This is a genomic window from Streptomyces sparsus, from assembly GCF_054776295.1.
Window position 1 is genome coordinate 1 of the sequence record NZ_BAAHCA010000499.1, and the last position, 3583, is coordinate 3583.

A 3583-nucleotide genomic window follows, 5' to 3' on the forward strand; every position below is an offset into this window, starting at 1 on the left:
CGCGAGCAGGGCGGCGAGCGGCATCGCCGCGGCTGCGCCGAGCGTGGCGCAGGCCAGTGCGAGGCCGAGCGCGCCAGGCCCCAGGTCCAGTTGCTCCCGCACCCACGGGATGCGGGTGGCCCAGCTGCCGCTGGCCGTGCCGTGCACGGCGAACACCGCACCGATCGCCCACCGGGCGCGGCGCACCGCGCCCGCGTCGCTCTCACCCATGGTCGCGCCCCCGGGTCGCCTCCGGTCGGGGGCTCTCCCCGGACCGCTGTCGAGCAGCCTGCCACGGGAGGCCGACCCGACGCCCGGTGGGGAGCCGGTCCGCGCCGAGGCGCGGGCGACTCCCCACCGTTCATGCTGTCTGCGGCGCCCGGTTCAGGGGCACCGGCCGTGCTCAGCAGGCTCCGAGGTCCTCCCACACCCCCCACTGGCCGGTGGTGCCGGGCTCGTCGCCCTGCGTCCACCACTTCGCCTTCCAGTTGTGGTCTTCCCAGGAGACCGTGTCGCCGGTGTTGTACACGTCCGTCCGGCCCCACGGGTCCTCGGCGCACTCACCGCCGGAGCCTCCCGAGCTGCCGCCGCTGTCACCGCCCGTGTCACCGCCGGTCCCACCGCTGTCTCCGCCGGTGCCACCCGAGTCGCCCCCGGTCCCGCCGGTCCCGCCGCCGGGCTCACCCGGGGTGGTGCCGCGGGCGTGGTCGCCGGGGATGCCGTACCGCTTGCCGTCCACGTGCACCGTCCAGTTGGACGGGGTGGACGTCGGCAGGTAGTACACGAAGTCCAGACTCACCGAGGCGCCGGGCGCCAGCGACTGCCAGGCCGGCAGCTTCAGCGACACCCGGTGGTAGTCGCCGCGCAGCCCGCCGACGTTGTCGGCCGCGGTGTGGTCGCTGCGCACGATGGTCGTGTTGAAGCCGGACTGGTCCTTGGCGTTGCCCGGGGCCGAGGTGGCGTAGTCGAACTGGAACTCGGTGCCGCCGGGCAGTGTGGTGGTGGAGTTGTTGGTGATCCTCAGCTTGGGGCTGATGGGGAAGTTGGAGTCACCCAGCGGGAAGTCGGTGAAGCGGGCGTCCACGTTGATGGTCTCCGCCGGCATCTCGCTGTTGGCCCGGGTCGCGCCGTAGGGGGAGGCCGACTTGAAGGCCTCGTACATGGCGGTGGTGAGCGTGTCGCCCGTCTCGTACTGGCCCTTGTCGGCGTTCCAGTCGTAGTCGCCGGCCAGTTCCCACACCATGGTGCCGCCGATGCCCTTGTCGACCACGTAGTCGGCCTTGGCCTTGACGGACTGCTCGTCCTCGGTGGAGAGGAAGACCTTCTTCTGCGCGTTCCACAGCCAGGGAGCGGTCAGCGTGCTGTCGTACTTGCGGGTGTAGGAGCCGGTGAGGTCGGTGCCGGCGGGGAATCCGTACTGGGTGACGTAGTCCCCGACGATGCCCTTCTCCAGGTTCTTGGCGTGCCACATCGGGTTGGAGCCGGCGGGCGACTCCTTGCCCGCGGTGTCCAGGTCGTGCCAGAGGTTGTCGATGCCGGTGGCGCCGTCCCCGCACTTGGTGAGGCCCGCTCCGGCCGGGCAGGTCGTCGAGGGCGCCTTGCCCCACAGCCCGTCGGTGCCGCCCTGGACGTTCTTCCAGCCGCGTGTGTAGTAGGGCAGGCCGATGTTGATGCGGCCGGCCGGCATCGAGCCGCGGAAGTAGTGGTACGCCCAGTCGGTGTTGAGGTAGCCCACGCCGCCGTACTGGGAGGTGGTGTACACCCCCGCGCCCGCCAGTTCGCTGTCCTTGCCGTCGTCGTACAGCGAGGCGTTCGGACCGACGTGCTCGTTCCAGGCACCGTGCAGGTCGTAGGACATGATGTTGACGTAGTCGAGGTACTTGGCCGTCTCGTACGTCTCCATGCCGCGCAGCAGGTAGCCGGAGGAGGGCGCGGCCACGGTCAGCAGGTAGTGCTTGCCGTCGTCGGCGCCGGCCCGGTCGAGCTTCTCGCGCAGGGTCTTCATCAGCGCGGCGTAACCCGCGTTGAGGCCGGCCCGGCGCGGGTTGGCCACGTTCCAGTCCAGCGGGTTGCCGGCGTCCTTCATCGACGTCGCGTACTCGTAGTCGATGTCCACGCCGTTGAAGCCGTAGGTGCGGACGAAGTCCACCGCGGAGTCGGCGAAGGTGTTGATGGCGGCCTGGTTGACCGAACCGTCGGCGTTGGTGGCCGTCGAGTAGAAGCCGCCGGAGTCGACGCGTTCGCCGTCGGCGTCGAAGTAGCCGCCGGTCTCGGCCCAACCGCCCACCGACACCAGTGTCTTGACGTCGGGGTGCTGCTTCTTGAACTTGGTCAGCTGGTTGAAGTGGCCCTTGTAGGGCAGCGACGGGTCCATCTCGGAGCCCTCGACGCCCGGCCAGGTCATGCCGGTGGCCGGGTTGTCGGGGCTGTCGGCGCCGACCGAGAGCTTGTGGGAGCTGTCGACGTGCGCGAAGGCGTAGTTGAGGTGGGTGACCTTGTCCCACGGGATGTCGGAGGCGAGGTAGGCGTCGCGGCCGTCCTTGCCGGTGCGCCAGCTGGTGAAGTAGCCGATGACGCGGCGCTGGTGGTCGGCGCCCATCTTCTCCCGGCCGGCGCTGTCGTAGACGGTGCAGTAGGGGACGTCCACGCCCGGAGTGGCGTAGAGCCCGTCGGGGCGGCAGGACTCGTGGTCGCCGGCCTGGGCGGACGGTGCGGAGAGCGAGCCGAGCAGCAGCGCGGCGACGGCGGTGCCGACGGTCGCGAGCGCGGCTCTCGCGCGGGTTCGGGGCAACACGGTGGGGCCTCCTGTAGACGGCAGGGGAAAACAGGGGGTGGGGGAGTGGGCGCGCGGTGGTGGGGGTGCGCTCTGTGCGGGGCGTGGGGCGAGTGGGGACGGGTGGTGCGGCCCGGGTCGTGCGCACGGCCTCGGGTGTCCTCCGCGGAGGTTGAGGTGACATTAAGTGGACTAGACCACCCAGTCAATAGGTACGGACCTTTGCGTGAACACCCGTGCCGGCAACGGCAGTACGGCCACCGCCGACACGTTCCCGACCGTCCGTCCGGCTGTCGCTGTGAGTGACTCCACAGCGGCCGGGTGTTCGCAACCCCGGTTGGCGTGGCAGACTGGGACGCGTATCAGTGACGTCAGCGCACTCCGGGGTCGGTGAAAGTCCGAACCGGCGGTTACAGTCCGCGACCCGGCCGCCTCCAGCGGTCGGTTGACCAGGTGAAACTCCTGGACCGACGGTTAAAGTCCGGATGGGAGGCAGTGCGCGGCGGGCGTGGAACGGTGCATCGTGCGCCGGCGCCGGCCAGGGGTCCCTCCAGTGGGGGTGCCGCGACCGGACCGTGGCGATCGGTGCCGATGTCGACGTCCGCTCATGTCCCGTAACGCCCCGGAGTCCGTGCCCGAAGAGGCAGGAGGACCCGGTGGCCGATTCCGCCACTGCGCACCGCGAGTACGACGCCATGCGTCGCGCCGTCGCCCTGGCCTCGCGGGGGCTGGGCCTCACCAGTCCCAACCCGGTCGTCGGCTGCGTCGTCCTCGACAGCTCGGGACGCACCGTCGGCGAGGGCTGGCACAAGCGGGCCGGCGGCCCGCACG

At 70.8% G+C, this 3583-nt stretch carries 2 protein-coding genes, 1 pseudogene and 1 riboswitch; of the genes and pseudogenes, 1 reads left to right on the top strand and 2 read right to left on the bottom strand.

Annotated elements, in window-relative coordinates; translation table 11 throughout:
- Window positions 1-210 (bottom strand): annotated as a pseudogene (locus tag ACYVE9_RS19155) (MFS transporter); the annotation flags it as partial.
- Between the two features lie 172 nt (window positions 211-382).
- Window positions 383-2773: a chitinase C-terminal domain-containing protein gene (locus ACYVE9_RS19160; protein ID WP_461029110.1), complete on the bottom strand. Its 2391-nt coding sequence runs from the start codon at window positions 2771-2773 to the stop codon at window positions 383-385.
- Between the two features lie 351 nt (window positions 2774-3124).
- A riboswitch (FMN riboswitch) is annotated at window positions 3125-3255 on the top strand.
- Window positions 3256-3408: 153 nt separating this feature from the next.
- Here ACYVE9_RS19160 and ACYVE9_RS19165 point away from each other — a divergent pair.
- Window positions 3409-3583, top strand: a 175-nt coding sequence (locus ACYVE9_RS19165; protein WP_461029111.1) for a cytidine/deoxycytidylate deaminase family protein, incomplete at its 3' end; no start/stop codon positions are given.